General features: G+C 69.7%; 15 protein-coding genes. 8 read left to right on the plus strand and 7 right to left on the minus strand.

Annotated elements, in window-relative coordinates:
- Positions 1 to 221: 221 nt before the first annotated feature.
- Complete coding sequence (gene treS, locus AB0L71_RS06875; RefSeq protein WP_365238844.1) at positions 222 to 1,928, minus strand: maltose alpha-D-glucosyltransferase; 1,707 nt, start codon at positions 1,926 to 1,928, stop codon at positions 222 to 224.
- Positions 1,925 to 3,970, minus strand: a complete 2,046-nt coding sequence (locus AB0L71_RS06880; protein WP_365238847.1) for an alpha-1,4-glucan--maltose-1-phosphate maltosyltransferase — start codon at positions 3,968 to 3,970, stop codon at positions 1,925 to 1,927. The genes treS and AB0L71_RS06880 overlap by 4 nt, the downstream gene beginning before the upstream one ends.
- Before the next feature lie 426 nt (positions 3,971 to 4,396).
- Between AB0L71_RS06880 and glgP the strand changes: the two genes are divergently transcribed.
- The gene (gene glgP / locus AB0L71_RS06885; protein WP_365238849.1) at positions 4,397 to 7,009 is read left to right on the plus strand and encodes an alpha-glucan family phosphorylase; all 2,613 of its coding nucleotides are present in this window, start codon (positions 4,397 to 4,399) and stop codon (positions 7,007 to 7,009) included.
- 101 nt (positions 7,010 to 7,110) lie between these two features.
- Here glgP and AB0L71_RS06890 read toward each other — a convergent pair whose 3' ends face one another.
- The 5 genes from AB0L71_RS06890 to AB0L71_RS06910 form a co-directional block, all read right to left on the minus strand.
- Positions 7,111 to 9,141, minus strand: a complete 2,031-nt coding sequence (locus AB0L71_RS06890) for a M4 family metallopeptidase (RefSeq protein ID WP_365238852.1) — start codon at positions 9,139 to 9,141, stop codon at positions 7,111 to 7,113.
- A gap of 647 nt (positions 9,142 to 9,788) precedes the next feature.
- A complete protein-coding gene (locus AB0L71_RS06895) occupies positions 9,789 to 10,811 on the minus strand; it encodes an alcohol dehydrogenase (protein WP_365238855.1) in 1,023 nt (340 codons plus the stop codon).
- Positions 10,812 to 10,970: 159 nt separating this feature from the next.
- Positions 10,971 to 12,095, minus strand: coding sequence for a hypothetical protein (locus AB0L71_RS06900; RefSeq protein WP_365238858.1), 1,125 nt, complete (start codon positions 12,093 to 12,095; stop codon positions 10,971 to 10,973).
- Between the two features lie 235 nt (positions 12,096 to 12,330).
- Positions 12,331 to 14,202 (minus strand): ABC transporter ATP-binding protein, encoded by a 1,872-nt coding sequence (locus AB0L71_RS06905; protein ID WP_365238861.1) that lies wholly within the window; start codon positions 14,200 to 14,202, stop codon positions 12,331 to 12,333.
- Complete coding sequence (locus AB0L71_RS06910; protein ID WP_365238864.1) at positions 14,199 to 16,079, minus strand: ABC transporter ATP-binding protein; 1,881 nt, start codon at positions 16,077 to 16,079, stop codon at positions 14,199 to 14,201. The genes AB0L71_RS06905 and AB0L71_RS06910 overlap by 4 nt, the downstream gene beginning before the upstream one ends.
- Positions 16,080 to 16,265: 186 nt before the next feature.
- Between AB0L71_RS06910 and AB0L71_RS06915 the strand changes: the two genes are divergently transcribed.
- The 7 genes from AB0L71_RS06915 to AB0L71_RS06945 all read left to right on the plus strand — a co-directional run bounded on the left by AB0L71_RS06915 (position 16,266) and on the right by AB0L71_RS06945 (position 23,025).
- Positions 16,266 to 17,174, plus strand: a complete 909-nt coding sequence (locus tag AB0L71_RS06915; protein WP_365238866.1) for an ABC transporter ATP-binding protein — start codon at positions 16,266 to 16,268, stop codon at positions 17,172 to 17,174.
- 1 nt (position 17,175) lies between these two features.
- Positions 17,176 to 17,952: an ABC transporter permease gene (locus tag AB0L71_RS06920; RefSeq protein WP_365238869.1), complete on the plus strand. Its 777-nt coding sequence runs from the start codon at positions 17,176 to 17,178 to the stop codon at positions 17,950 to 17,952.
- 22 nt (positions 17,953 to 17,974) lie between these two features.
- Positions 17,975 to 19,264: a sensor histidine kinase gene (locus AB0L71_RS06925; RefSeq protein ID WP_365238871.1), complete on the plus strand. Its 1,290-nt coding sequence runs from the start codon at positions 17,975 to 17,977 to the stop codon at positions 19,262 to 19,264.
- 18 nt (positions 19,265 to 19,282) lie between these two features.
- Positions 19,283 to 19,933 carry a response regulator transcription factor gene (locus AB0L71_RS06930; RefSeq protein ID WP_365238874.1) on the plus strand — a complete coding sequence of 217 codons (651 nt, stop codon included), beginning with the start codon at positions 19,283 to 19,285 and terminating at the stop codon, positions 19,931 to 19,933.
- Between the two features lie 219 nt (positions 19,934 to 20,152).
- Positions 20,153 to 21,397, plus strand: coding sequence for an Ig-like domain-containing protein (locus tag AB0L71_RS06935; RefSeq protein WP_365238877.1), 1,245 nt, complete (start codon positions 20,153 to 20,155; stop codon positions 21,395 to 21,397).
- A 93-nt stretch (positions 21,398 to 21,490) separates the two neighbouring features.
- Positions 21,491 to 22,258 (plus strand): enoyl-CoA hydratase-related protein, encoded by a 768-nt coding sequence (locus tag AB0L71_RS06940; protein WP_365238879.1) that lies wholly within the window; start codon positions 21,491 to 21,493, stop codon positions 22,256 to 22,258.
- Between the two features lie 251 nt (positions 22,259 to 22,509).
- The gene (locus tag AB0L71_RS06945) at positions 22,510 to 23,025 is read left to right on the plus strand and encodes an ATP-binding protein (protein ID WP_365238881.1); all 516 of its coding nucleotides are present in this window, start codon (positions 22,510 to 22,512) and stop codon (positions 23,023 to 23,025) included.
- The last annotated feature ends 418 nt before the right edge of the window (positions 23,026 to 23,443 follow it).

Raw genomic sequence — 23,443 nt, forward strand, 5'->3', positions numbered from 1 at the left:
GGATGCGAAGAGTGTCCCGGATTGCGGCAATAGCTGTCCGGCTGTGCGGGACGTGTCGGGTCAGGATGGTCCGTACGGACTCGACCCGCAGGGATCGAAACGTCTGAGGGGGCAGAAGGCACCGGATGGTCCAGGAAGGTCCCCGAAGTGCTCGACGGGGGACGGTGCACCCCCGTGCGGGGCGGCGAAAACCGCCCCGCGGTCAGGGGGTTCGCGCCCGGTCAGACCATCGGTGCGTCCTTGCGCAACCGGAACCAGTAGAACCCGTGTCCGGCGAGTGTCAGCAGATAGGGCCACTGGCCGATGGCGGGGAAGCGCACCCCACCGATCAGCTCCACCGGATGACGCCCGCTGAACGCCCGCAGATCCAGCTCCGTCGGCTGCGCGAACCGCGAGAAGTTGTGCACGCACAGCACCAGGTCGTCACCGTGCTCCCGGGTGAAGGCGAGCACCGCGGGGTTCGACGACGGCAGTTCGCTGTACGAGCCGAGGCCGAAGGCCGGATTCTGCTTGCGGATCTCGATCATCCGCCGTGTCCAGTGCAGCAGCGACGACGGGGAGGCCATCGAGGCCTCGACATTGGTGACCTGATAGCCGTAGACCGGATCCATGATCGTGGGCAGATAGAGCCGCCCCGGATCGCTGGAGGAGAACCCGGCGTTGCGGTCGGGCGTCCACTGCATCGGGGTGCGTACGGCGTCCCGGTCGCCCAGCCAGATGTTGTCGCCCATCCCGATCTCGTCCCCGTAGTAGAGGATCGGGGAGCCGGGCAGGGACAGCAGCAGCGCGGTGAACAGCTCGATCTGGTTGCGGTCGTTGTCCAGCAGGGGCGCCAGCCGCCGCCGGATGCCGATGTTGGCCCGCATCCGTGGATCCTTGGCGTACTCCGCGTACATGTAGTCGCGTTCTTCGTCCGTGACCATTTCGAGGGTGAGCTCGTCGTGGTTGCGCAGGAAGATGCCCCACTGGCAGTTCTTCGGGATCGCCGGGGTCTTCGCCAGGATTTCGGAGACCGGGTAGCGGCTCTCGCGCCGGACGGCCATGAAGATCCGTGGCATCACGGGGAAGTGGAACGCCATGTGGCACTCGTCGCCGCCGCCGGCGAACTCGCCGAAGTAGTCGACGACGTCCTCCGGCCACTGATTGGCCTCGGCCAGCAGCACGGTGTCCGGGTAGTGTGCGTCGATCTCCCTGCGGACCCGCTTGAGGAAGTCGTGCGTCTCCGGGAGGTTCTCGCAGTTGGTGCCCTCCCGCTGGTAGAGATACGGCACCGCGTCCACGCGGAAGCCGTCGATCCCCAGGTCCAGCCAGAAGCGCAGCGCGGCGAGGATCTCCTCCTGCACCGCCGGGTTCTCGTAGTTGAGATCGGGCTGGTGGGAGAAGAAGCGGTGCCAGTAGTACTGCTTGCGCACCGGATCGAAGGTCCAGTTGGACGTCTCCGTGTCGACGAAGATGATCCGGGCGTCGGGGAACTGCTTGTCGTCGTCGGCCCAGACGTAGTAGTCGCCGTACGGTCCTGCCGGATCGGTGCGGGACTGCTGGAACCAGTCGTGCTGATCGCTCGTGTGGTTCATGACGAAGTCGATGATCACGCGCATGCCGCGCTGGTGCGCGGCGTCCACGAACTCCACGAAGTCGGCCAGATCACCGAACTCCGGCAGCACGGCCGTGTAGTCGGAGACGTCGTAACCTCCGTCGCGCAGCGGCGACTTGAAGAACGGCGGGAGCCAGAGGCAGTCGACGCCGAGCCACTGGAGATAGTCCAGCTTGGCGGTGATGCCCTTGAGGTCGCCGATGCCGTCGCCGTTGGAGTCCTGGAAGGACCGGACGAGGACCTCGTAGAAGACGGCACGCTTGAACCAGTCGGGATCGCGGTCCTTGGCCGGGGTGTCCTCGAACGTGTCGTGGACGGGCTCATTGACGATCATGGTGTGGGTGACCCTCCGGTCGGCGGGGACGGTCGCAGGACGACGATGTGCGCAGGCGTGACGCCCGGCTCTAGGCGCACATAGAAGGTCCTGCCCCAGTGATAGGTGTCGCCGGTGAGCTCATCGCGCACCGGCACGCTCTCGTGCCAGTCGAGGCCGAGTCGCGGCATGTCCAACGAGACCGTGGCCTCCTGGGTGTGGTGCGGGTCGAGGTTGACGACCACCAGAACGGTGTTCGAACCGGAACGCTTGCTGTACGCGATCAACGCGTCGTTGTCGGCGGAGTGGAAGTGCACATCGCGCAGTTGCTGCAACGCCGGATGGCAGCGTCTGATCCGGTTCAGCGCGGTGATGAGCGGAGCCAGCGACCGGCCCTCGCGCTCGGCCGCCGCCCAGTCCCTGATCCGGATCTGGTACTTCTCCGAGTCGAGGTACTCCTCGCTGCCGGGCTCCACCGGGGTGTTCTCGCACAGCTCGTACCCCGCGTAGACACCCCAGCTCGGGGAGAGCGTCGCGGCCAGGACGGCCCGCGCCTCGAACGCCGGACGGCCCCCGTCCTGGAGATACCCCGGCAGGATGTCCGGGGTGTTCACGAAGAAATTGGGCCGCATGTAGGACGCGGTCTCACCCGACAACTCCGTGACGTAATCGGTGATTTCCTGCCGGGTGTTGCGCCAGGTGAAATACGTGTACGACTGCTGGAACCCGATGGCGGCGAGCGTTTTCATCATGGCGGGCCGGGTGAATGCCTCGGCCAGGAAGATCACGTCCGGATCGGTCCGGTTGATTTCCGCGATCACCTGCTCCCAGAAGATCACCGGTTTGGTGTGCGGATTGTCGACCCGGAAGATCCGGACCCCGTGGTCCATCCAGAACCGAAGAATGTGCAATGTCTCGTCGACCAGGCCGGCAAAGTCCTTGTCGAAGGCGACGGGATAGATGTCCTGATATTTCTTCGGTGGATTCTCGGCATGGGTGATGGTGCCGTCCGCGCGATGGTGGAACCACTCCGGGTGTTTCTCGACCCAGGGATGGTCCGGAGAGCACTGGAGCGCGAAATCCAGTGCGATCTCCATGTGCAGCGCGCGGGCGGTCGCGACGAAATGGTCGAAGTCCTCCAGGGTGCCCAGCCCGGGATGGACGGCGTCGTGACCGCCCTCCGCCGAGCCGATCGCCCAGGGCACCCCCACGTCGTGCGGGGCGGGGGACAGCGAGTTGTTGGGGCCCTTGCGGTGGGTGGTTCCGATGGGGTGGACCGGCGGGAGATAGACGACGTCGAAACCCATGGCGGCGACCGCGGGAAGCCGTTCGGCCGCGGTCCGGAAGGTGCCGCCGACGATCCTCGCCGGCTGCCGCGCCGCCTTCCCCGCAGCCTTCCCCGCACCGCCCTTCCGCCTCGGCTCGGCCGGTTCGAGCCGGGCGCCCTCCGAGCGCGGGAACAGCTCGTACCACGAACCGAACAGGGCCCGTCGGCGCTCGACCACCAGAGGGAACGGGCGGGACGTGGTGACCAGTTCGCGCAACGGGTGCCGGGTGAGCGCCTCCTGGACCGCGGGGGAGAGCGCCGCGGCGAACCGGGCGGCGGCCGGCCGGGACGAGTCGCGCAGGGCCTCGGCCGCGTCCAGCACCGCCCTGCGGCCGTCCCGGTCGGGTACGCCCGAGGCGGCACGCCGGTACAGCTCGGCGCCCTCGGCCAGCACGAGCGCGGTGTCGATCCCGGCCGGGATCTTGATCCGGGCCTGCTGCCGCCAGGTGATGACCGGGTCGCTCCAGGCCTCGACCGTATACGTCCAACGGCCCTCGGAGACCGGGGTGACGTCGGCGCCCCAGCGGTCGGTGCCGGGCGCGAGCTCGCGCATCGGCGTCCAGGGACCGGGGTGTCCGTTCGGGTCCCGCAGGACCACATTCGCGGCGACGGCCTCATGGCCCTCCCGGAAGACGGTCGCGGTGACCTGGAAGGTCTCCTGGGCAACGGCCTTGGCGGGCCTTCTGCCGCAGTCGACGAGGGGACGGACGTCGAGGACGGGAATGCGACCGATCATGGGATCACCTGGGGACTGGGGGCCGGGCTGCACAGGGCGCGCCGCCACCGCGGAGGGCGAAATGCGCGCACCGCAACCGATGGGGGTGTGTCCTTTCTAACTGCTCCGTTGACGGCTGATGGGGTGTGGGCAGGGCCGCTCGGGTTCGTATTCACTCAAATGGCACTCGAACTGCCGGGGCGCGGATGTGTTGCGCGGAGGTAAACCGGCTGGACACCGGTCCGAAGAACGCCTCGTATGCGTGCTGAATTCTTCGGATCCCGCCGCGCGGTTTTCCCTCCAATGCGCGGCGCCACAGGACCGAATGGGGCAAGAAAAAGGCCGGCGGTGCTTTGCGTGAGCCGTTCGCGCGCCGAGGGGTGACGCGGAGGCACATCCCGTGGTGCGTCCCCTCGGATCCGTGCGTCCCCTGCCAAGGTGGAACACGTGAAGGCCATTCGTCGATTCACCGTGCATCCCGTACTCCCCGATCCCCTCCAACCGCTCAGCGACCTCGCCCGCAACCTGCGCTGGTCCTGGCACACCGAGACCCGTGAGCTCTTCCAGGCCGTCGACCCGGAGATCCGGCCGACGGCGGAGTGCGACCCCGTGCGGCTGCTCGGCGCCGTGTCCGCCGGGCGCCTCGCCGAGCTGGCCCGCGACGAGCCGTTCCTGCTCCGGCTGGCCGAGGCGTCCGCGGAGCTCCGGGACTATCTGGACGGTCCGCGGTGGTACCAGGAGCAGCTGGCCCAAGGGGCGGAGCTGCCGGCCGCCATCGCCTACTTCTCACCCGAGTTCGGGGTGACCGCCGCCCTGCCGCAGTACTCCGGGGGGCTCGGCATCCTCGCCGGCGACCACCTCAAGGCCGCAAGCGACCTGGGTGTCCCGCTCGTCGCGGTCGGCCTGCTCTACCGGCACGGCTACTTCCGCCAGACCCTGTCCCGGGACGGCTGGCAGCAGGAGCACTACCCGGTGCTCGATCCGAACGAGCTGCCGCTCACCCTGATGCGCGAGGCCGACGGCACCCCGAGCCAGGTGGTGCTCGCCCTGCCCGGCGGCCGCGCGCTGCACGCCCACATCTGGCAGGCCCGGGTGGGACGCGTACCGCTGCTGATGCTCGACTCCGACGTGGAGGAGAACGCACCGGGCGAACGCGAGGTGACCGACCGGCTGTACGGCGGCGGCAGCGAGCACCGGCTGCTCCAGGAGATGCTCCTCGGCATCGGTGGCGTCCGGGCCGTACGGGCGTACTGCCACCGCACCGGCCATCCGGCACCCGAGGTGTTCCACACCAACGAGGGGCACGCCGGCTTCCTCGGACTGGAACGCATCCGCGAACTCTCCGGCACCGGGCTCGACTTCGACTCCGCGGTGGAGTCCGTACGGGCGGGAACGGTCTTCACCACGCACACCCCGGTGCCCGCCGGGATCGACCGCTTCGACCGCGAACTCGTCGCCCGGTACTTCGGGGACGACGGTGAACTCCCGGGCGTGGGCGTCGAACGCATCCTGCAACTGGGCATGGAGACCTTCCCCGGCGGTGAGCCCGAGCTCTTCAACATGGCGGTGATGGGGCTGCGGCTCGCCCAGCGGGCCAACGGGGTCTCCACCCTCCACGGGGCGGTCAGCCGCGAGATGTTCGCCGGTCTGTGGCCGGGCTTCGACGCCGCGGAGGTGCCGATCACCTCGGTGACCAACGGGGTGCACGCACCCACCTGGGTCGCGCCCGAGATCCTCCGGCTGCGCAACCGGTACGGCGCCGTCCCCGGCCGCTGGGACTCCGCCGTCGACGTCCCGGACCGCGAACTCTGGGACCTGCGGCGGGCCCTGCGCGGCCAGTTGGTCACCGAGGTACGGGCGCGGCTGCACGCCTCCTGGCGTACCCGCGGCGCGGAGGCGGCCGAACTCGGCTGGATCGACAGCGTGCTCGACCCGGACGTGCTGACGATCGGCTTCGCCCGGCGGGTGCCCTCGTACAAGCGGCTGACGCTGATGCTGCGGGACCGCGACCGGCTGCGGGACCTGCTGCTCCACCCGACCCGCCCCATCCAGATCGTCGTCGCCGGCAAGGCCCACCCGGCCGACGACAGCGGGAAGCGGCTGGTGCGGGAGCTGGTGCGGTTCTCCGACGACCCCCGGGTGCGCCACCGCATCGTGTTCCTGCCGGACTACGGCATGGCCATGGCGCAGAAGCTCTACCCGGGCTGCGACGTCTGGCTCAACAACCCGCTGCGTCCCCTGGAGGCCTGTGGCACCAGCGGGATGAAGGCCGCCCTCAACGGCTGCCTCAACCTCTCGGTCCTCGACGGCTGGTGGGACGAGTGGTTCGAGCCGGACTTCGGATGGGCGATCCCGACCGCCGACGGACTGGCCGTCGACGAGGACCGCCGTGACGATCTGGAGGCGGGCGCCCTCTACGAACTGATCGAGGACCGGATCGCGCCGCGCTTCTACGACCGGGGCGACGAGGGGCTTCCGGAGCGCTGGATCGAAATGGTCCGCCGCACCCTGAGCACCCTCGGCCCCAAGGTCCTGGCGGACCGGATGGTGTCCGAGTACGTGGAGCGGCTCTACGCGCCGGCCGCGGCCGCCCAGCGTGCGATGGACCCCGGCACGGCGCGCCGGCTCGCCGACTGGAAGGCCAGGGTCCGGGCCGGCTGGCCCCGGGTGGCCGTCGACCATGTGGAGGCCGTGGAGACCGGCACCCCGGGCGGTTCGGCCGAGCTCGGGTCGACGCTGCTGCTGCGGGTCAGGATCGCCCTCGGGGTGCTGGAGCCGGACGAGGTGGAGGTGCAGGCGGTGGCCGGCCGGGTGGACACGGCCGACGGGATCTCGGACGCCCAGGTCTTCCCACTGAAGCCCGTCGGAGGTCAGGACCTGGAGGGGCGTTGGCTCTACGAGGGCCCGCTGACGCTCGACCGCACCGGCCCGTACGGCTACACGGTGCGGGTGCTCCCCGCCCATCCGCTGCTGACGACCGGCGCGGAACTGGGTCTGGTGGCCCTGCCCACGGAGTCGGTGGGCGAGGGCAGCGGCAACGCCGCCCCGCTGATGCGCTGACCCGTCGCGCCGCGGGTCAGCCGGACGCGGACAGGGAACCGCCCGGGAGGAGCGTGCGCTCCTCCCGGGCGGTGGTGTCCAAAACGGGTCCGGCCCAGGGTTCAGAAGGTCAGCTTGAAGCTGTTGATGGTGCCGGTGTCGCCCGAGTAGACGTCCTGGACCTTCAGCGACCAGGTGCCGTTGGCCACCTCGGACGAGGCGTCCACGGTGTACGTCTCCTGCACGTTGTCCGCCGAGTCGGAGATCGAGGAGTTCTTCAGCCGGTAGGTCGTACCGTCCGGGGCGACGAGGTCGATGACCAGGTCACCGCGGTAGGTGTGGGTGATGTCCACGCCGACCTGGAGGCTGCTGGGCGCGTTGCCCGTGACACCGGTGACGGTGACCGAGCTGGTGACGGCCGAGCCCTTGTCCGGGATGGAGACCGCGGTGGCGTTCTCGAAGACCGTGCCGCTGGGGTCGGTCGGGTCGGTGCCGTCACCGGGGCGCGAGCCCACGTTGATGGCGGCCCAGGCGTTGGCGACGGCGTTGTACTCGTCGCTGGTGGTGCCGTACAGGTCACCGGCCACGGCGAGGGTGCCGGTACGGGCCGACGCGTAGTTCGTCGTGGAGGTGAACTGGGTGGAGAGCGCCTTGAACCAGATCTGCGCGGCCTTGTCGATGCCGATGCCGGTCACCGGCAGGCCGTCGGAGGTCGGCGAGTCGTAGTCGACGCCGTTGATGGTCTTCGCGCCGCTGCCCTCGGCGAGCAGGTAGAAGAAGTGGTTCGCCGGGCCCGAGGAGTAGTGGACGTCGAGGTTGCCGAGGCCCGAGTACCACGAGTCCTTGGACGCGCCGTCCTTGCTCGGCTTGTCCTGGTAGCGCAGCGGGGTGCCGTCGCCGTTGATGTCGATCTTCTCGCCGATGAGGTAGTCGCCCGGGTCGGAGGAGTTGTTCGCGTAGAACTCGACCGCGCTGGCGAAGATGTCGCTGGTCGCCTCGTTGAGGCCACCGGACTCGCCGCTGTAGTTCAGACCGGCCGTGTTGGAGGTGACGCCGTGCGTCATCTCGTGCGCGGCGACGTCGAGGGCGGTCAGCGGGGCCGCGTTGCCGCTGCCGTCGCCGTACGTCATGCAGAAGCAGCTGTCGCTCCAGAAGGCGTTGACGTAGCTGTTGCCGTAGTGGACGCGGGAGTACGCGCCGACGCCGTCGCCCTTGATGCCGGTGCGGCCGTGCACGTTCTTGTAGTAGTCCCACGTCTCGGCCGCACCGTAGTGCGCGTCCGCGGCGGCGGTCTCGGCGTTCGACGCGGTGCCGTCTCCCCAGATGTCGGTGGTGTTGGAGAAGAGCGTCCCGGTGCCGGACGTGCCGTGGTTCAGGTTGTACGTCTTGTGGCTGCCGCGCCCGGTGTCGGTCAGCGTGTAGGAACCCGAGGTGCCGAGGGTGACCGTGCCGCTGTACTCGGTGTTGCCGGTGCCGGTCTCGATGCCCTGCCACTCGTACAGCTTCGCGCCGGTGGAGGCGTCGGTGATGACGTGCAGCTCGTTCGGGGTGCCGTCCGCCTGGAGTCCGCCGACGACGGTCTCGTAGGCGAGCTGCGGCTTGCCCTGGGCCATCCAGACCACCTTGCGGGGCGCCTGGTCGGCCTCGGTCTTCTTGGAGCCGTCGGCCTTGGCGAGGCCGAGTGCCTGCTTCTCGGCGGTGGCGGACGCGACATCGGCCGTCGTGTCCACGGCCTTCAGCTGGCCGGTGGTCACCTTGGACGCCTTGGTCACGCCCTCGGTCGCGCCGCTCGCGGACTGCTGGACGACCATGTCGCCACCGAGCACCGGAAGTCCGGCGAAGGTGCGCTCGTAACGCGTGTGCGTGGTGCCGTCGTTGTCCTGGACGACGTCCTTGACGACGAGCTTCTCCTGGGAGCCGAGACCGAGGTCCTTGGCCGTGGCCGCCTTGGTCGCGTCCGCCTCGCGGATCAGCTCGGCGCGCTTGGACGGGGTGAGCTGCTTGGTCAGGGCGCCGTGCCGGGCACCTGCGGCGGCGGGGTCGCCGCCGGGCGTGGCGGTGGCCGTGCCGGTCTGGACTCCGACGGCGAGGAGGGCTGCGGCGGCTATCAGAGCACCGGTCGCGGTGGCGCGACGGCTGGGCGTGGATCTCACGCGGACTCCTTCTGCGAGGGGGGAACCGGCGGCGAGTCGAGCCGACGGCGGAGAACGAGTAGTGCGCAGAACGGGGTGAAGAGTGTCAGCCGAAGGATGATCCTGTCAGGACCGCGTCAACATGTTGGCCGGAAGTCGTCCGTTGCCGTGAAGGTCATGTTCGTTAAGCGGACGTTTCGCCGATCACCGCCGCGACGCCGCCCGGCGTGCGACGCATCCCGCGTTCGAAGAGCGGGTCCGAGCCGGGCTCGAACGCGACGTGTTCGAACGGCGACTGGAGGACCGGCTGGGCCTCACCAACCGAGATGGATTCGAACTGTGGCTCATTTTGCATCGCCCGTTCGGGGTAGGACGGTGCGGAGGAGAGGGGGCGGAGAGAGGGGCGGGAACGCGTGCGTACGGCGACAGCTCACGCCCGCCGGGACATGGGAAACGGCCCCCGGTGAAGGTTCACCGAGGGCCTGCGCCGGTCGACTCCGGCGATGCCAAGGTCGGCGCGGAGGCGGCGGGGGTGGTACTGCGGCCGTCCTCGCGGCGTACACGGCGCGACCGTCGCATGCCTGACGCGCCGTCAGGGAGGTGCGCCGCGTGTCCGAGGTACGGCGCCCTGACGAAGGGGTCGCCGCGTCGGGGCGGGGGCGGGCGGGTCAGCGGGTGGTGAGCACCATCCGGAAGCGGGCCGCACCCGACATCATCTTCCGGTACGCCTCGGCGACCTCGTCCAGCGGCACGACCTCGGTCATCGGGCGGATTCCCTGCAGGACGCTGAACGCCAGGGTGTCCTGGACGTCCTGAGCGGTGCCCGACGGGTGGCCCCGGACGATCCTGCCGCTCATGAGCAGCTGGGTCGGGCTGATTCCCAGCGGCTCGGGGTCCGCCCCGATGACCACCAGCTCACCCCGGGGGGCGAGTCCGTCCACGGTCGATGTGATCGCCTCGGAATTGGCGGCGGTGGCCAGTACGGCCTTCGCCCCGCCGAGGGCCTGCAGCGCGTCCGCGACTGAGGTGCCGGCCGTGCTGTCGACGTAGTGGTGCGCGCCGAGCTTCTTGGCGAACTCGGCCTTGGCCCCGCCGCGGGCGATCGCCACGGTCTCGAAGCCCATAGCGGCCGCGTACTGCACGCCCAGATGACCGAGTCCGCCGATGCCGAGCACCGCGACCAGGTCACCCGGCCGTGCGGAGCTGCGTCGCAACCCGTTGTACGTGGTCACGCCCGCGCAGGCCATGGGTGCCGCGTCGGTCGCCGCCAGCGCGTCCGGGATCCGGGCCAGGGCGTCCACCGGTGCGATCACCGACTCGGCGAAACCCCCGTCGTACGTCCAGCCGGGGACCTTCAGGTTCGGGCACACCACGAAGTCGCCCTGCCTGCACGGGGTGCAGTGGCCGCAACTGCCACCGAACCAGCCGACCGCCACCCGGTCGCCCACCTGCCAGGCGTTCTGTGTTCCCTCGCCCAGCGCCTCGATCCGCCCGGCGATCTCATGCCCGGCGACCACCGGAAACCGCACACCGGGAAGTGCGCCGTCCACGAAGAAGGAGTCACTGTGACAGACCCCGCAGGCCTCCACGGCCACCCGTACGTGACAGGGGCCCGGCTCCGGCACGTCGCGCTCGACGATCTCGAACGGACCACTGGCGGTGGCGACCTGCGCGGCTCGATAGACACTCATCTGGATCTCTCCGGCGTAGCGGGTGTGCGGCCCCCGTATCAGTCAGCACACCAGCTGCGGCCCGATCCCGCGCGCCGGGTGACCCGGGCGTGCCCGCGGACACCCGCCCGGCGCAGCCGCCGGGCCGGGGCCCGTAGGTACCTCAGCTTCGTCAGCATGTCAGCCGTCGAAGCGGGTCCACTCGATGGGGAATTCAGCGAGCGGGTCCAGGGCGCTTCGGTGGGTCGCCCCGGCCCAAACGCCGAACTCTTCGTTGCCCTCGCGGCTGACGTACATGACGAGGCCGGGACCGACGAAGAAGCGGGTGGGTGCCCAGGGCCAGAATGGGCGAAGTGGCACTGCGCGCAGTGTTTGGGTGAGCTGGTCGACCTGCCATGACGCGAGAAGTCGGCGGGGCAGAGCAAGGTAATCGGCACTCATGGCCGCCTCGAAGAGGGAGAACTGGATGAGGAAGCCGCTGAGTGGTTCCTGCTCCGCAATCGGAGCTCCGCCGTCTACGCAGAACCAGACAGTCGGATCGGAACCGGGGTCATCGAACGCCCATAGGAGCGACCAGCAGAAGCCACCCTGATTTTCCTCGCCGAAGACGATCATCTCACCTTGCTGGTCGACATGCAGGCGCGACTCGGGCCGGATCCTGTTTTGCACACCGAGGACGCCTGGTCGCTGCTCCGCAAGTCGATACAGCTGTCTCAGCCCATCAGGCAGAGGTGACACAGGGCCAATGGAGGGTGATCCGGGCGCGTCACCGACGGCCGGATACCAGTCAGTGACGAACTCCTCCAGCGCCGCCGCGCGGTCGCTGTTCACATGCCTGAGCCAACCCGAGCCCGGAAGATTCACCGGGGGAGTTGTTGGACGCACCCGGTCGAGGAGGCTTCTGCTCAAGCAGGATTCAAGGCGTAGTTGACAGTCGGTGAGAACACCGTTGGATGTTCCGCCTTGGCTCACACGGGCGGTTCCCAGATACAGGACTTCTGCCTCTACGCGGACCGCAATGTGGATCGGCAACGAGGTTTCCGCGCCCGAGGGCGACCCTATGAGCCGTTCCGTGACCGGTGCCGGGGCGGGCCCAAGCAGACGGACCTCCTTCGCGCTCCACACACCACTCCTGGTGGGGTCGTCACTCGCGTCGGTGGTGATCACCATCCCGGTCGGGCCAATGACGACATCAGCACCACCTACCGTGAAGCGCTCGGCTACGGCCGAGCCGCCGACGAGTGCGGGCGCATACTTCGCGTCGAACACTGCCGCCGGAGTCACGACGGGAACCTGATCAGTCATGCCCGCATCATCCTCGACCTTGATCGAGCACCCAAACGCCAGCTGGCCCTGGATCAACGTACGTCGGCAACAGCATGGCCAGTTCCAGCGGCTCCGTTGGCCACGTGTCCACCCGTCGTGGTAGACGCATACGTGCCCACGTAGTGGGTCACGCCGTGCACCGACCGGACATTCCGTCATGGGGACGAACCGCCGTCACTGCCAACGAAGTTGCGGACCCTACAAGCCCTCCCGGTCAGGCCAGGCTCTCCCGCCAAGCCCGGTGCAGCCCCGCGAACCGGCCCGTGCCGCCGATGAGTTCGGACGGGGCTCCGTCTTCCACGATGCGGCCGTGCTCCATCACCAGGACCCGGTCCGCGATCTCCACCGTCGACAGGCGGTGGGCGATCACGATCGCGGTGCGGCCGTGCAGCACCGTGTCCATGGCCTGCTGCACCGCCCGCTCGCCGGGGATGTCCAGGGAACTCGTCGCCTCGTCGAGGATCAGCACCGCCGGATTGGCCAGCAGCGCGCGGGCGAACGCGACCAACTGGCGCTGACCGGCCGAGATCCGGCCGCCCCGCTTGCGGACGTCCGTGTCGTACCCCTCGGGCAGTCCGGCGATGAAATCGTGCGCGCCGATGGCCTTGGCGGCCTGCTCGATCTCCTCACGGGTGGCGTCCGGGCTGCCGATCGCGATGTTGTCGGCGACCGTTCCGGAGAAGAGGAACGCCTCCTGGGTCACCATCACCACACCTCTGCGCAGCTCCGGCAGGGCCAGGTCCCGCAGATCGGTTCCATCCAGCAGCACCCGGCCGTCGGTCGGGTCGTAGAAACGGGCCAGCAGCTTGGCGAGCGTCGACTTGCCCGCGCCGGTCGAACCGACCACGGCCACGGTCTGACCGGCCGGGACCGTCAGATCGAAGCGGGGCAGCACCTCGCCCCCCGTCCGGTACGCGAACCGCACCGAGTCGAAGACGACCTCGCGGCCCGGGTGCTCGCCCGTGAGCGGGGGAAGCGCCCGCGGATCGGACGGCTCGGGGACGGACGGGACCTGGGCCAGCAGGCCGGCGATCTTCGCCAGCGACGCGGCGGCCGACTCGTAGGAGTTGAGGAACATGCCGAGCCGGTCGATCGGGTCGTACAGCCGGCGCAGGTACAGTACGGCCGCGGCCAGCACCCCGAGTGCCAGCGTGCCCGACGCCACGCGGTAGGCGCCCCACAGCACGATCCCGGCGACCGCCGTGTTCGCGACCAGTCGGGAGCCGACGACATAGCGCGCCATCTCCAGCAGCGCCCCGCCGTTGGCCCACCGGTGCGTGGCGTTGAGCCCCTCGAAGTGCTCGTCGTTGACGCGCTCGCGGCGGAAGGCCTGGACCGGCCGGATGCCGTTCATCGACTCGGCGAACTTCACGATGACCGCGGCGATCGCCGTCGACCGCTCCGCGTAGAGCACCCGGGCCCGCCGCTGGTACAGCCGGACCAGCAGATACAGCGGTACGAAGGACAGCACCGCCGCCGCGCCCAGACCGAGGTCCAGCCAGAGCAGCACCAGGCAGATGGAGACGAACGACAGGACGACGCCGATCAGCTCCTGGAGCCCCTCGCTCAGCAGCTCCCGCAGCGACTCCACGTCCGTGGTGGAACGGGAGATCAGCCGACCCGACGTGTAGCGCTCGTGGAAGTCGACGCTCAGGGCCTGCGCGTGCCGGAAGATCCGCCCGCGCAGATCGAGCAGTACATCCTGGTTGATCCGGGCGGAGGCCCGGATGAACGCGTACTGCATCCCACCCGCGACGGCCGAGCACAGTGCGTACCCGATGGCCACCGCGATCAGCGGCCCGTACTTCTCGTCCCGGAAGGCAGGAACGCCGCTGTCGATGGCGTACGCGACGAGCAGCGGTCCCGTCTGCACCGCCGCCTGCTGGACCAGCAGCAACAGCGCGGCCACGGTCAACCGGCGCCGGTGCGGCCGCAGCAGCGACATCAGCAGGGTGCGGGTCGCGCCGCGGGGCGTCGGCAGATCGTCGCGGTCGAAGCGGTCCCCGGCACCGTCGGCGGGGGACCGGTCCTCGGACTTCTCGCGCGCAGCGCGCCGTTCGGCGGGTGTGGTCGTCGTACCGGTCATCGGATGCGGCCCTTCTCGGCGGGGACGTCCGGCACCGGACGGCCCTCGCCGGGCGGTTCGGGGAAGGCGTCCTCGGCGAGGACCTCTTCCGGCGTGCTTCCGGCGCCCGACATCAGCCAGGCGTACTCCGGGCTGCTGCGCAGCAGTTCCTGATGGGTGCCGACAGCGGTGATGCGGCCCTCGGAGAGCAGCGCCACCCGGTCCGCGAGCATCACCGTGGAGGGGCGGTGCGCGACCACGATCGCCGTGGTGTCCCGGAGCACCTGCCGCAGGGCGGCCTCCACCAGCGTCTCGGTGTGCACGTCCAGAGCGGAGAGCGGATCGTCGAGCACCAGGAAGCGCGGACGGCCCACCACGGCGCGGGCGAGCGCGAGACGCTGCCGCTGCCCGCCGGAGAGGCTGAGCCCCTGCTCACCGACCTGGGTGCCGGTGCCCTCCGGCAGGTCGTGCACGAAGTCGGCCTGCGCGACCGCGAGCGCCCGGCGCAGCTCGTCCTCCCCGGCACCCTCGGCGCCCATCAGCACGTTCTCCCCGACGCTCGCCGAGAAGAGCGTGGGCTCCTCGAAGGCCACGGACACCAGGGCGCGCAGTTCCTCCCGCGGCATGGTGGCGATGTCCCGCCCGTCCAGCGTGATCCGTCCCGCGGTGGCCTCGTGCAGCCGCGGCACCAGCGCGGTCAGCGTCGTCTTCCCGCACCCCGTGGCCCCGACCAGGGCCATCGTCTCGCCGGGGCGGATCCGCAGATCGATCCGGGACAGCACGGGGGCGGAACCGGCCGCCGCATCCGGATAGCGGAACTCCACCCCCTCGAAGACCATTTCGCCGTGACCGGACGGGCCCTTCGGCGCGGGCGCTCCCGCGTCGGCCGCGTCGGGCGCGTCGGTCTCCTCGGGGACATCCATCACTTCGAAGAACCGTTCGGCCGCCGTCGCCGACTCCTGGCTCATCGCCAGCAGGAAGCCGATCGACTCCACCGGCCACCGCAGCGCGAGCGCCGTGGAGAGGAAGGCGACCAGGGTGCCCGCCGAGAGCCCGCCGTCCGCGACCTGAACCGCACCGAGGACCAGGGCCGCGCCGATGGCCAGCTCCGGAATCGTGGTGATGAGGGCCCAGATGCCCGCGAGGAGACGGGCCTTGCCCAACTCCGTGGTGCGCAGCCGCCGCGCCAGGGCGCGGAAGGCGAGGGACTGGCTGCGGTGCCGGCCGAACCCCTTGACGATGCGGATGCCGAGCACGCTCTCCTCGACCACCGTCGTCAGATCACCGACCTGGTCCTGCGCCGTGCGCGCCACGACGGAGTACTTCGTCTCGAAGACCGAGCAGAGCAGCACCAGCGGCACCACAGGGACGAGCAGCACCAGCCCCAGCACCCACTGCTGCATCAGCAGAATGACGAAACCGACCAGCACCGTCACACCGTTGACCAGCAGGAAGGTCAGCGGGAACGCCAGGAACATCCGGATCAGCATCAGGTCCGTGGTCCCGCGCGAGAGCAACTGCCCCGAGGGCCAGCGGTCGTGGAACGCCACCGGCAGCCGCTGCAGATGCCGGTACAGATCGGCCCGCATCGCCGCTTCGACCCCCGCCAGCGGCCGCGCCACCAGCCACCGCCGCACACCGAAGAGCAGGGCCTCCGCGATGCCCAGCAGCAGGAGGTACAGCGCGCCGAGCGCGACCCCGCCCGGGGCGTGGTCCGCGATCGGTCCGTCGACGATCCACTTCAGTACGAGCGGGATCACCAGACCGATGCAGGACGCGACGATCGCGATCAGCGCGGCACCGAACAGGCGCTTGCGTACCGGCCTGACATAGGGCCACAACCGCAGCAGAGAACGCACGGTGGACCGGCCCTCGGGCTCTACACGTTTTTTCGGCATCACAGGCGAGCCTACGGTTCACCCCTGACATTGCTCACCCGGTTTTCGGCCCTTCACGGGTGCCGGGGTCCGGCACCGCGCCACTCGGTCCCCGCAGGTCGTAGCCCGTATCAACCGATCGGCCGATGCCGCTTCGAGCGCGATGGACGATGGTGCGCCGGGCGCCGCGACACGATTCTGGTAGCCATGGCAATCATCGAAGTGAACGGGGTGCACAAGGCCTACGCCGGGCGCCCCGTCGTCGACGGAGTGAGCTTCACCGTCGACGAGGGGGAGATCTTCGGAATCCTCGGGCCCAACGGCGCGGGCAAGACCACCACCGTCGAGTGCGTCGCGGGGCTGCGGATCCCCGACGCCGGTACGGTCCGCGTCGCCGGTCTCGACCCGGTCGCCGACCACGAGCGGGTGACCCGGCTGCTCGGCGTCCAGCTCCAGGAGAGCGAGCTCCAGCCCAAGCTCACCGTGGCCGAGGCCCTGGAGCTGTACAGCGCCTTCTACCCGGAGCCCGCCGACTGGCGCGCCCTGGCCGAGCGCCTCGGACTGCAGACCACGTACGCGACCCGGTACGCCGCACTGTCCGGCGGTCAGAAGCAGCGGCTGTCCATCGCGCTCGCCCTGGTCGGCAATCCGAAGGTGGTGATTCTCGACGAGCTGACCACCGGTCTGGACCCGCGGGCCCGCCGGGACACCTGGCAGCTGATCGAGGACGTACGCGACAGCGGCGTGACGGTCCTTCTGGTCACCCACTTCATGGAAGAGGCCAGTCGGCTCTGCGACCGCGTCGCCGTCATCGACAAGGGAAAGGTCGTCGCCCTCGACACCCCGTCCGGTCTGGCCCACGGTACGGGCAGCGCCACGGTCATCTCCTTCACCCCGTCACGTCCGATCGACGACACCGAGCTGGGCCGGCTGCCCGGCGCGGTCCTCGTCGAGCAGCAGGACGGCCGGATCGTCATCAACGGCACCGACGAGACCGTCAACGCGGTGATCTCGCTGCTGGCCCGTCACCGCATCACCGCACACCAGCTGCGCGTCACCGAGTCGACCCTGGACGACGCCTACCTCGACCTCACGGAAACAGAAGGGGCGGCCTGAGATGACCACGGCGCACCCGGCCGGCCCCCCGGCCACGACCACTCCCTGGGCAGCGGTGCTCAGGACCGAGACGCGGCTCTTCCTCCGCGAACCCGGCAGCGTGTTCTGGATCCTCGTCTTCCCGGCCGTGCTGCTGACGATCCTCGGCCTGATCCCGTCCTTCCGGCACCCCGAGGAAGGGCTCGACGGCCGCCGCGTGATCGACCTCTACGTGCCGGTGGCGGTGCTGCTCGCCATGATCATGGCCGGGCTGCAGGCCATGCCGCCCGTCCTCACCGGCTACCGCGAGCGCGGGATCCTGCGCCGTATGTCGACCACTCCGGTACGGCCGTCCGCCCTGCTCGTCGCGCAGATCGCGCTGCACGGCGCCGCGGCCCTCGGCTCCGCCGCACTGGTGATGGCCGTCGGCCGGATCGTCTTCGACGTCACGCTGCCCGAACAGCCCTTCGGCTACCTCCTGGCGCTGCTCCTGGCGACGGCGAGCGTGCTCGCCCTCGGCGCGCTGCTCTGCGCGATCTCCCGCACCACCAAGGCGTCCTCCGCCATCGGATCGGTCGTCTATCTTGCGATGATGTTCACTGCCGGGGTCTGGCTCCCGGTGCAGAGCATGCCCGACACCCTCCGGCGCATCGTCGAGGTCACCCCGTTCGGTGCGGCCTCCCAGGCGCTGGACCGCGCGGCGACCGGCAGTTGGCCCGGCTGGGTCCAGTTGGGCGTGATGGCACTGTGGGCGGCCCTGGTGACGGTGTCGGCGACACGCCTGTTCCGGTGGGAGTGACGGGCTTCGGGGTGGTGGATGCATGAAGGCGGGAGACATGGCGGAGACGGGCGCGACCGCGGCGACGACGGCGGCGCAGTGGTGGGAACGCTTCTACCGGTACGGGCCGTACGGGCTGCTCGGCCTCGCCACCGTGGTCTCGGCCGTGACGGCGGACCTCATCATGTCCCGCTCGGACCTGTACGCCGCCGCGGTGCTGGTCCCGGCGGCGCTCGTCCTCCAGCTCTGGTGGGGGTGGGCCGGACCGAAGAACGTCCCGCAGTCGCGGGCCGCCCAGGCCTACTTCGTCGCCCGCACCCTGCTGGCCCTCGGGCTGACCTGGTGCAACCCGTTCTTCTCGATGTTCGCGGTACTCGGCTACTTCGACGCCGGTCGGCTGCTTCCGCGACGTGCCATGCGCGCCGGGCTGCTGGCCACCGCCGTCATCATGGCGGGCTCGCAGTCCGGCAGCGGCCTCCCGCCGGCCGGCCTCATGAACTGGGTCGCCTTCGGCATCCTCCTCGTCCTGCACGCGACCCTCACCCTGGTGTTCGCCCAGATCGGCGACCGGGAGGCCGAGCACGCCCGCACCCAGGTCGACACCATCACCGAACTGGAATCCGCCAACGCCCGCCTCGAACAGGCCCTCGCGGAGAACGCGGGCCTGCACGCCCAGCTCCTCCTCCAGGCCCGTGAGGCGGGCATCGCGGACGAGCGCCGCCGGCTCGCCGCCGAGATCCACGACACGCTCGCGCAGGGCCTGACCGGCATCATCGCCCAGCTCCAGGCGGCGACATCGATCTCCGACACCGACCCGGAACTGGCCCGGCAGCACCTCGACCGCGCCGCGGCCCTCGCCCGGCACAGCCTGGGCGAGGCGCGCCGCTCGGTGCACGACCTGGTCCCCGCCGCCCTGGAGCACGACGACCTGCCGGGCGCGCTGAAGAAGACGATCGCGGGCTGGGCGGAACGCCACGGGACGCGGACCGCGTTCACCGTCACCGGCACCGCCGAGCCGGTCCACGACGAGATAGCCGCCACCCTGCTCCGTATCGCGGAGGAGGCCCTCGCCAACGTCGGCCGCCACGCCGGGGCCTCGCGGGTCGGGATCACCCTGTCCTTCATGGGCGATGAACTCGTCCTGGACGTACGGGACGACGGCCGCGGCTTCGACCCGGCCGCGCCGCCGTCGTACGACGGCGCGGGCGGGTTCGGGCTCGGCGGCATGCGGGCCCGCGCCGAACGTGTCGCGGGCACCGTCGAGGTGGAGACCGAACCGGGCCACGGGACGGCCGTCAGCGCACGCGTGCCACTGGTCCGGCACCACCGTTGACCAGTACGTTGTCCTGCCATGACTGAGATTTCCGCACCCGTCATCACCCTCGTCGTCGTGGACGACCACCCCGTCGTACGGGACGGTCTGCGCGGCATGTTCGACTCGGATCCCGGTTTCCGGGTGCTCGGCGAGGCGTCGAACGGGGTGGAGGGCGTCGACCTCGTGACCCGGCTCGACCCCGATGTGGTCCTGATGGACCTGCGGATGCCCGGCGGCGGCGGAGTCGCCGCCATCGCCGAACTGACCGGACGCCGCGCCCGGTCCAAGGTGCTCGTCCTGACCACGTACGACACCGAAGCCGACACCCTGCCCGCGATCGAGGCCGGTGCGACCGGCTATCTGCTCAAGGACGCGCCCCGTGACGAGCTGTTCAACGCCGTCCGCGCCGCCGCCGACGGCCGCACCGTGCTCTCGCCCGCCGTCGCCTCCCGGCTCGTCTCACGGGTGCGTACTCCGGCGGCCCCGGGCGGCGAATCGCTGTCGGGCCGGGAGCGCGAGGTGCTCGAACTCGTCGCCAAGGGGACCTCGAACCGTGCGATAGCCGCCGAGCTGTTCATCAGCGAGGCCACCGTGAAGACCCATCTCACCCATATCTTCGCGAAGCTGGGGGCCAAGGACCGGGCCGCCGCCGTCGCGGTCGGCTACGACCGCGGCATCCTCGGCTGATCTCTCCCTCCCCGGACGGCGACCTCGGCCGGACTGCCCGTCATCTCGCCTGGACCTGGGGGAACTTGGGACTGAACGGTGACATCCCGAGGGGCGCAACCGCACGGTCCGTGTGGTTTTCTTTCGAGGAGCGCGCACGTGCCGCGCGCGGGGGCGGGGGCCTGCGGGCTTCCGAGGGGTCTTGGCGGGGCCAGGCCGTGTGAGGGGAGACGAGCACTTGTGAACGGGCAGCCGATATCGGGGGCATCGGCCGGGGTGAACACCGGGCGACGCGGACGGGGAGCCGGCGGACTGACGGCTCTGGCGCTGGGCGCGTTGCTGATGCTGGTGACGGCGTGCGGAGGGGGAAGCGGCGGCGCGGACAGGGACGGCAAGGGCGCGAAGGCCGAGGAGACCGCCGCCTCGCAGGCCGTGGTGACCATCACGCCGAAGGACGGGGCGGACTCCGTCGCGACCAGCGGGGCGCTGAAGATCTCGGCAGCGCAGGGGAAGCTGACCACGGTGAAGGTCTCCGACCCCAAGGGCAAGGAGGTCAGCGGGAAGATCGCGGCCGACGGTGCCAGCTGGGCGCCGGACCAGCATCTGGCTCTCGCGACCACGTACCGGGTCCATGCGATCGCCGAGGACACGAAGGGCCGTGAGTCGGCGAAGGACACCAGTTTCACCACGCTGGTCCCGGAGAACACCTTCATCGGGCAGTACACCCCGGAGGACGGTTCCACGGTCGGCGTCGGCATGCCCGTCTCGATCCGCTTCACCCGCGGCATCACCGACCCTGCCGCGGTCGAGAAGGCCATCGAGGTGACGGCCGAGCCGTCCGTACCGATCGAGGGGCACTGGTTCGGCAACGACCGTCTCGACTTCCGCCCCGAGCAGTACTGGGCGCCGGGCACCAAGGTGACCCTGAATCTCGACCTCGACGGGGTCGAGGGCCGTCCGGGCGTCTACGGCAAGCAGGCCAAGACGATCTCCTTCACGATCGGCCGCAGTCAGGTCAGCACTGTCGACGCGAGTACGCACCGGATGAAGGTCGTCCGCGACGGCAAGCAGATCAGGGACATCCCGATCTCCGCGGGTGCCCCGGCGACCACCACGTACAACGGCCAGATGGTCATCAGTGAGAAGCTCAAGGTGACCCGGATGAACGGTGACACCGTCGGCTTCGGCGGCGAGTACGACATCAAGGACGTACCGCACGCGATGCGTCTGTCCACCTCGGGGACGTTCATCCACGGCAACTACTGGGGCGCCTCCAGCGTCTTCGGGTCGACCAACACCAGCCATGGCTGCGTCGGTCTGCAGGACGTGCGCGGTGCCTGGAGCAAGAAGACGCCGGCGGCCTGGTTCTTCGACAACTCGATCATCGGCGACGTCGTGGTCGTCAAGAACTCCAAGGACAAGACGATCCAGCCGGACAACGGCCTCAACGGCTGGAACATGTCCTGGTCGGAGTGGACCGCGTAGCACCCGTCGCAGAGGTACGGAGAACGGGCGGGCCCGGTGCTGTGACCAACGGCACCGGGTCCGCCGTCGTTAGCGCCGGTTAACCTGCCTCCCATGACCGTGACTCTCGAAGCAAGCGACGGTGTCGGCACGATCCGGCTGGACCGCCCGCCCATGAACGCCCTGGACGTCGCCACCCAGGACCGGCTGCGCGAACTGGCCGAGGAGGCCACCAGGCGCGACGACGTGCGTGCGGTGGTCCTCTACGGGGGCGAGAAGGTGTTCGCGGCGGGCGCGGACATCAAGGAGATGCAGGCGATGGACCACACGGCGATGGTCGTACGGTCCAAGGCGCTGCAGGACGCCTTCACCGCGGTGGCGCGGATCCCCAAGCCGGTCGTCGCCGCAGTCACCGGCTACGCGCTGGGCGGCGGCTGTGAGCTGGCGCTCTGTGCCGACTTCCGGATCGCCGCCGACAACGCCAGGCTGGGCCAGCCCGAGATCCTGCTCGGGCTGATCCCCGGAGCGGGCGGCACCCAGCGTCTCGCGCGGCTGATCGGCCCCTCCCGTGCCAAGGACCTGATCTTCACGGGCCGTCATGTGAAGGCGGAGGAGGCCCTGGCGCTCGGTCTGGTGGACCGCGTGGTGCCCGCCGCCGAGGTGTACGAGCAGGCGCACGCCTGGGCCGCCGCACTGGCGAAGGGGCCCGCTCTCGCGCTGCGCGCGGCCAAGGAATCCGTCGATGCGGGTCTGGAGACGGACATCGACACCGGGCTCACGATCGAGCGGAACTGGTTCGCCGGACTGTTCGCCACCGAGGACCGCGAGCGCGGCATGCGCAGCTTTGTGGAGGAGGGGCCGGGCAAGGCCAAGTTCCTCTGATCGAACGCACGTTGGGCACAGGATGACGCAGGTTCATCCGTGCGGGCGGATGAGATGGACCTTAAGGGAACCTTAAGGTCCATCCGCCCGAGGCGAGCGACATCCCTGCCCGGAACCAGTATCCGTGCAGGTCAAACCGGTCCTGATGAGGTGTTACCTGCCACTGGCATATGTCTCGTGCCTGGTACGGAAGCAGGCATTCCGGTGTGTGTTTTCCTTTGGAACGGCTCCGAAGCGTCCGTCGTGCGGCCATGATGGTGGGCATGGCGGGCCTGGAGGGTGTGGAACAGCCGCGACCGCAAGGCGGCGCGACGGCGGAACGCAGGATGCCGGCCATCCAGGACGAACGGGCGTTCAAGGCGCTGGAGTTGTTCGGCAGTCCGGCAGAGGGCGAGGTCCGGCTGCCGTCCCGCCCGGAGTCCGCGGCCACCGCCCGGAGGCTCACCTCGTGCGTGGTGCTCCGGCAGTGGTCGCTCTCGCCGCAGACCGCCGAGCATGCCGTGCTGCTCGTCTCGGAACTCGTCGGCAACGCGGTGCGGCACACCGGGGCCCGGGTCTTCGGTCTGCGGATGCTGCGCCGTCGCGGCTGGATCAGGATCGAGGTGCGCGACCCCTCGCGCGGACTGCCGTGCCTGATGCCGGTCCGGGAGATGGACGTCAGCGGGCGCGGGCTCTTCCTCGTCGACAAGCTCTCCGACCGGTGGGGCGTGGATCTGCTGCCGCGCGGCAAGACCACCTGGTTCGAGATGCGGATCTCCGACCGCTGAGACCGGCGGGTCCCGGCTCCGGATACGTCCCGGCTCCGGATACACAGAAGCCCCCGGTCGGTCCTGGTGGGGCACTTCGGGGGGCTGCTGTGCGGTAGGCCGCGACGTGGGGGTGTATTCGCGGCCGCTTGTGACGACTGCTCGGGTCTCTGCGGTCGTGTTACCGACTATGGCAGACGGGCGACCTCTTCGCCAAAGCCTCAAAAGGTACATTCGTCGCTATATAGCGACATTTTCCATATGGATCGAAGGTGTGATGTGTCACTGGCCTGGCAAGCAGTGAATGGTTATGGGGTTCGGCGAATGATTCACGGGGTGCCACCGGTGGGGCATATGTGATTTTTTACGCATTTCACCCGTACCGTGACTACTCATGAACGCCCCAGGCACTCCGGTGCACAGCCGGGCCGCCGCATCG

Origin of the sequence: Streptomyces sp. NPDC052052, from assembly GCF_040680455.1 — a bacterium.
Lineage (GTDB): Bacteria > Actinomycetota > Actinomycetes > Streptomycetales > Streptomycetaceae > Streptomyces.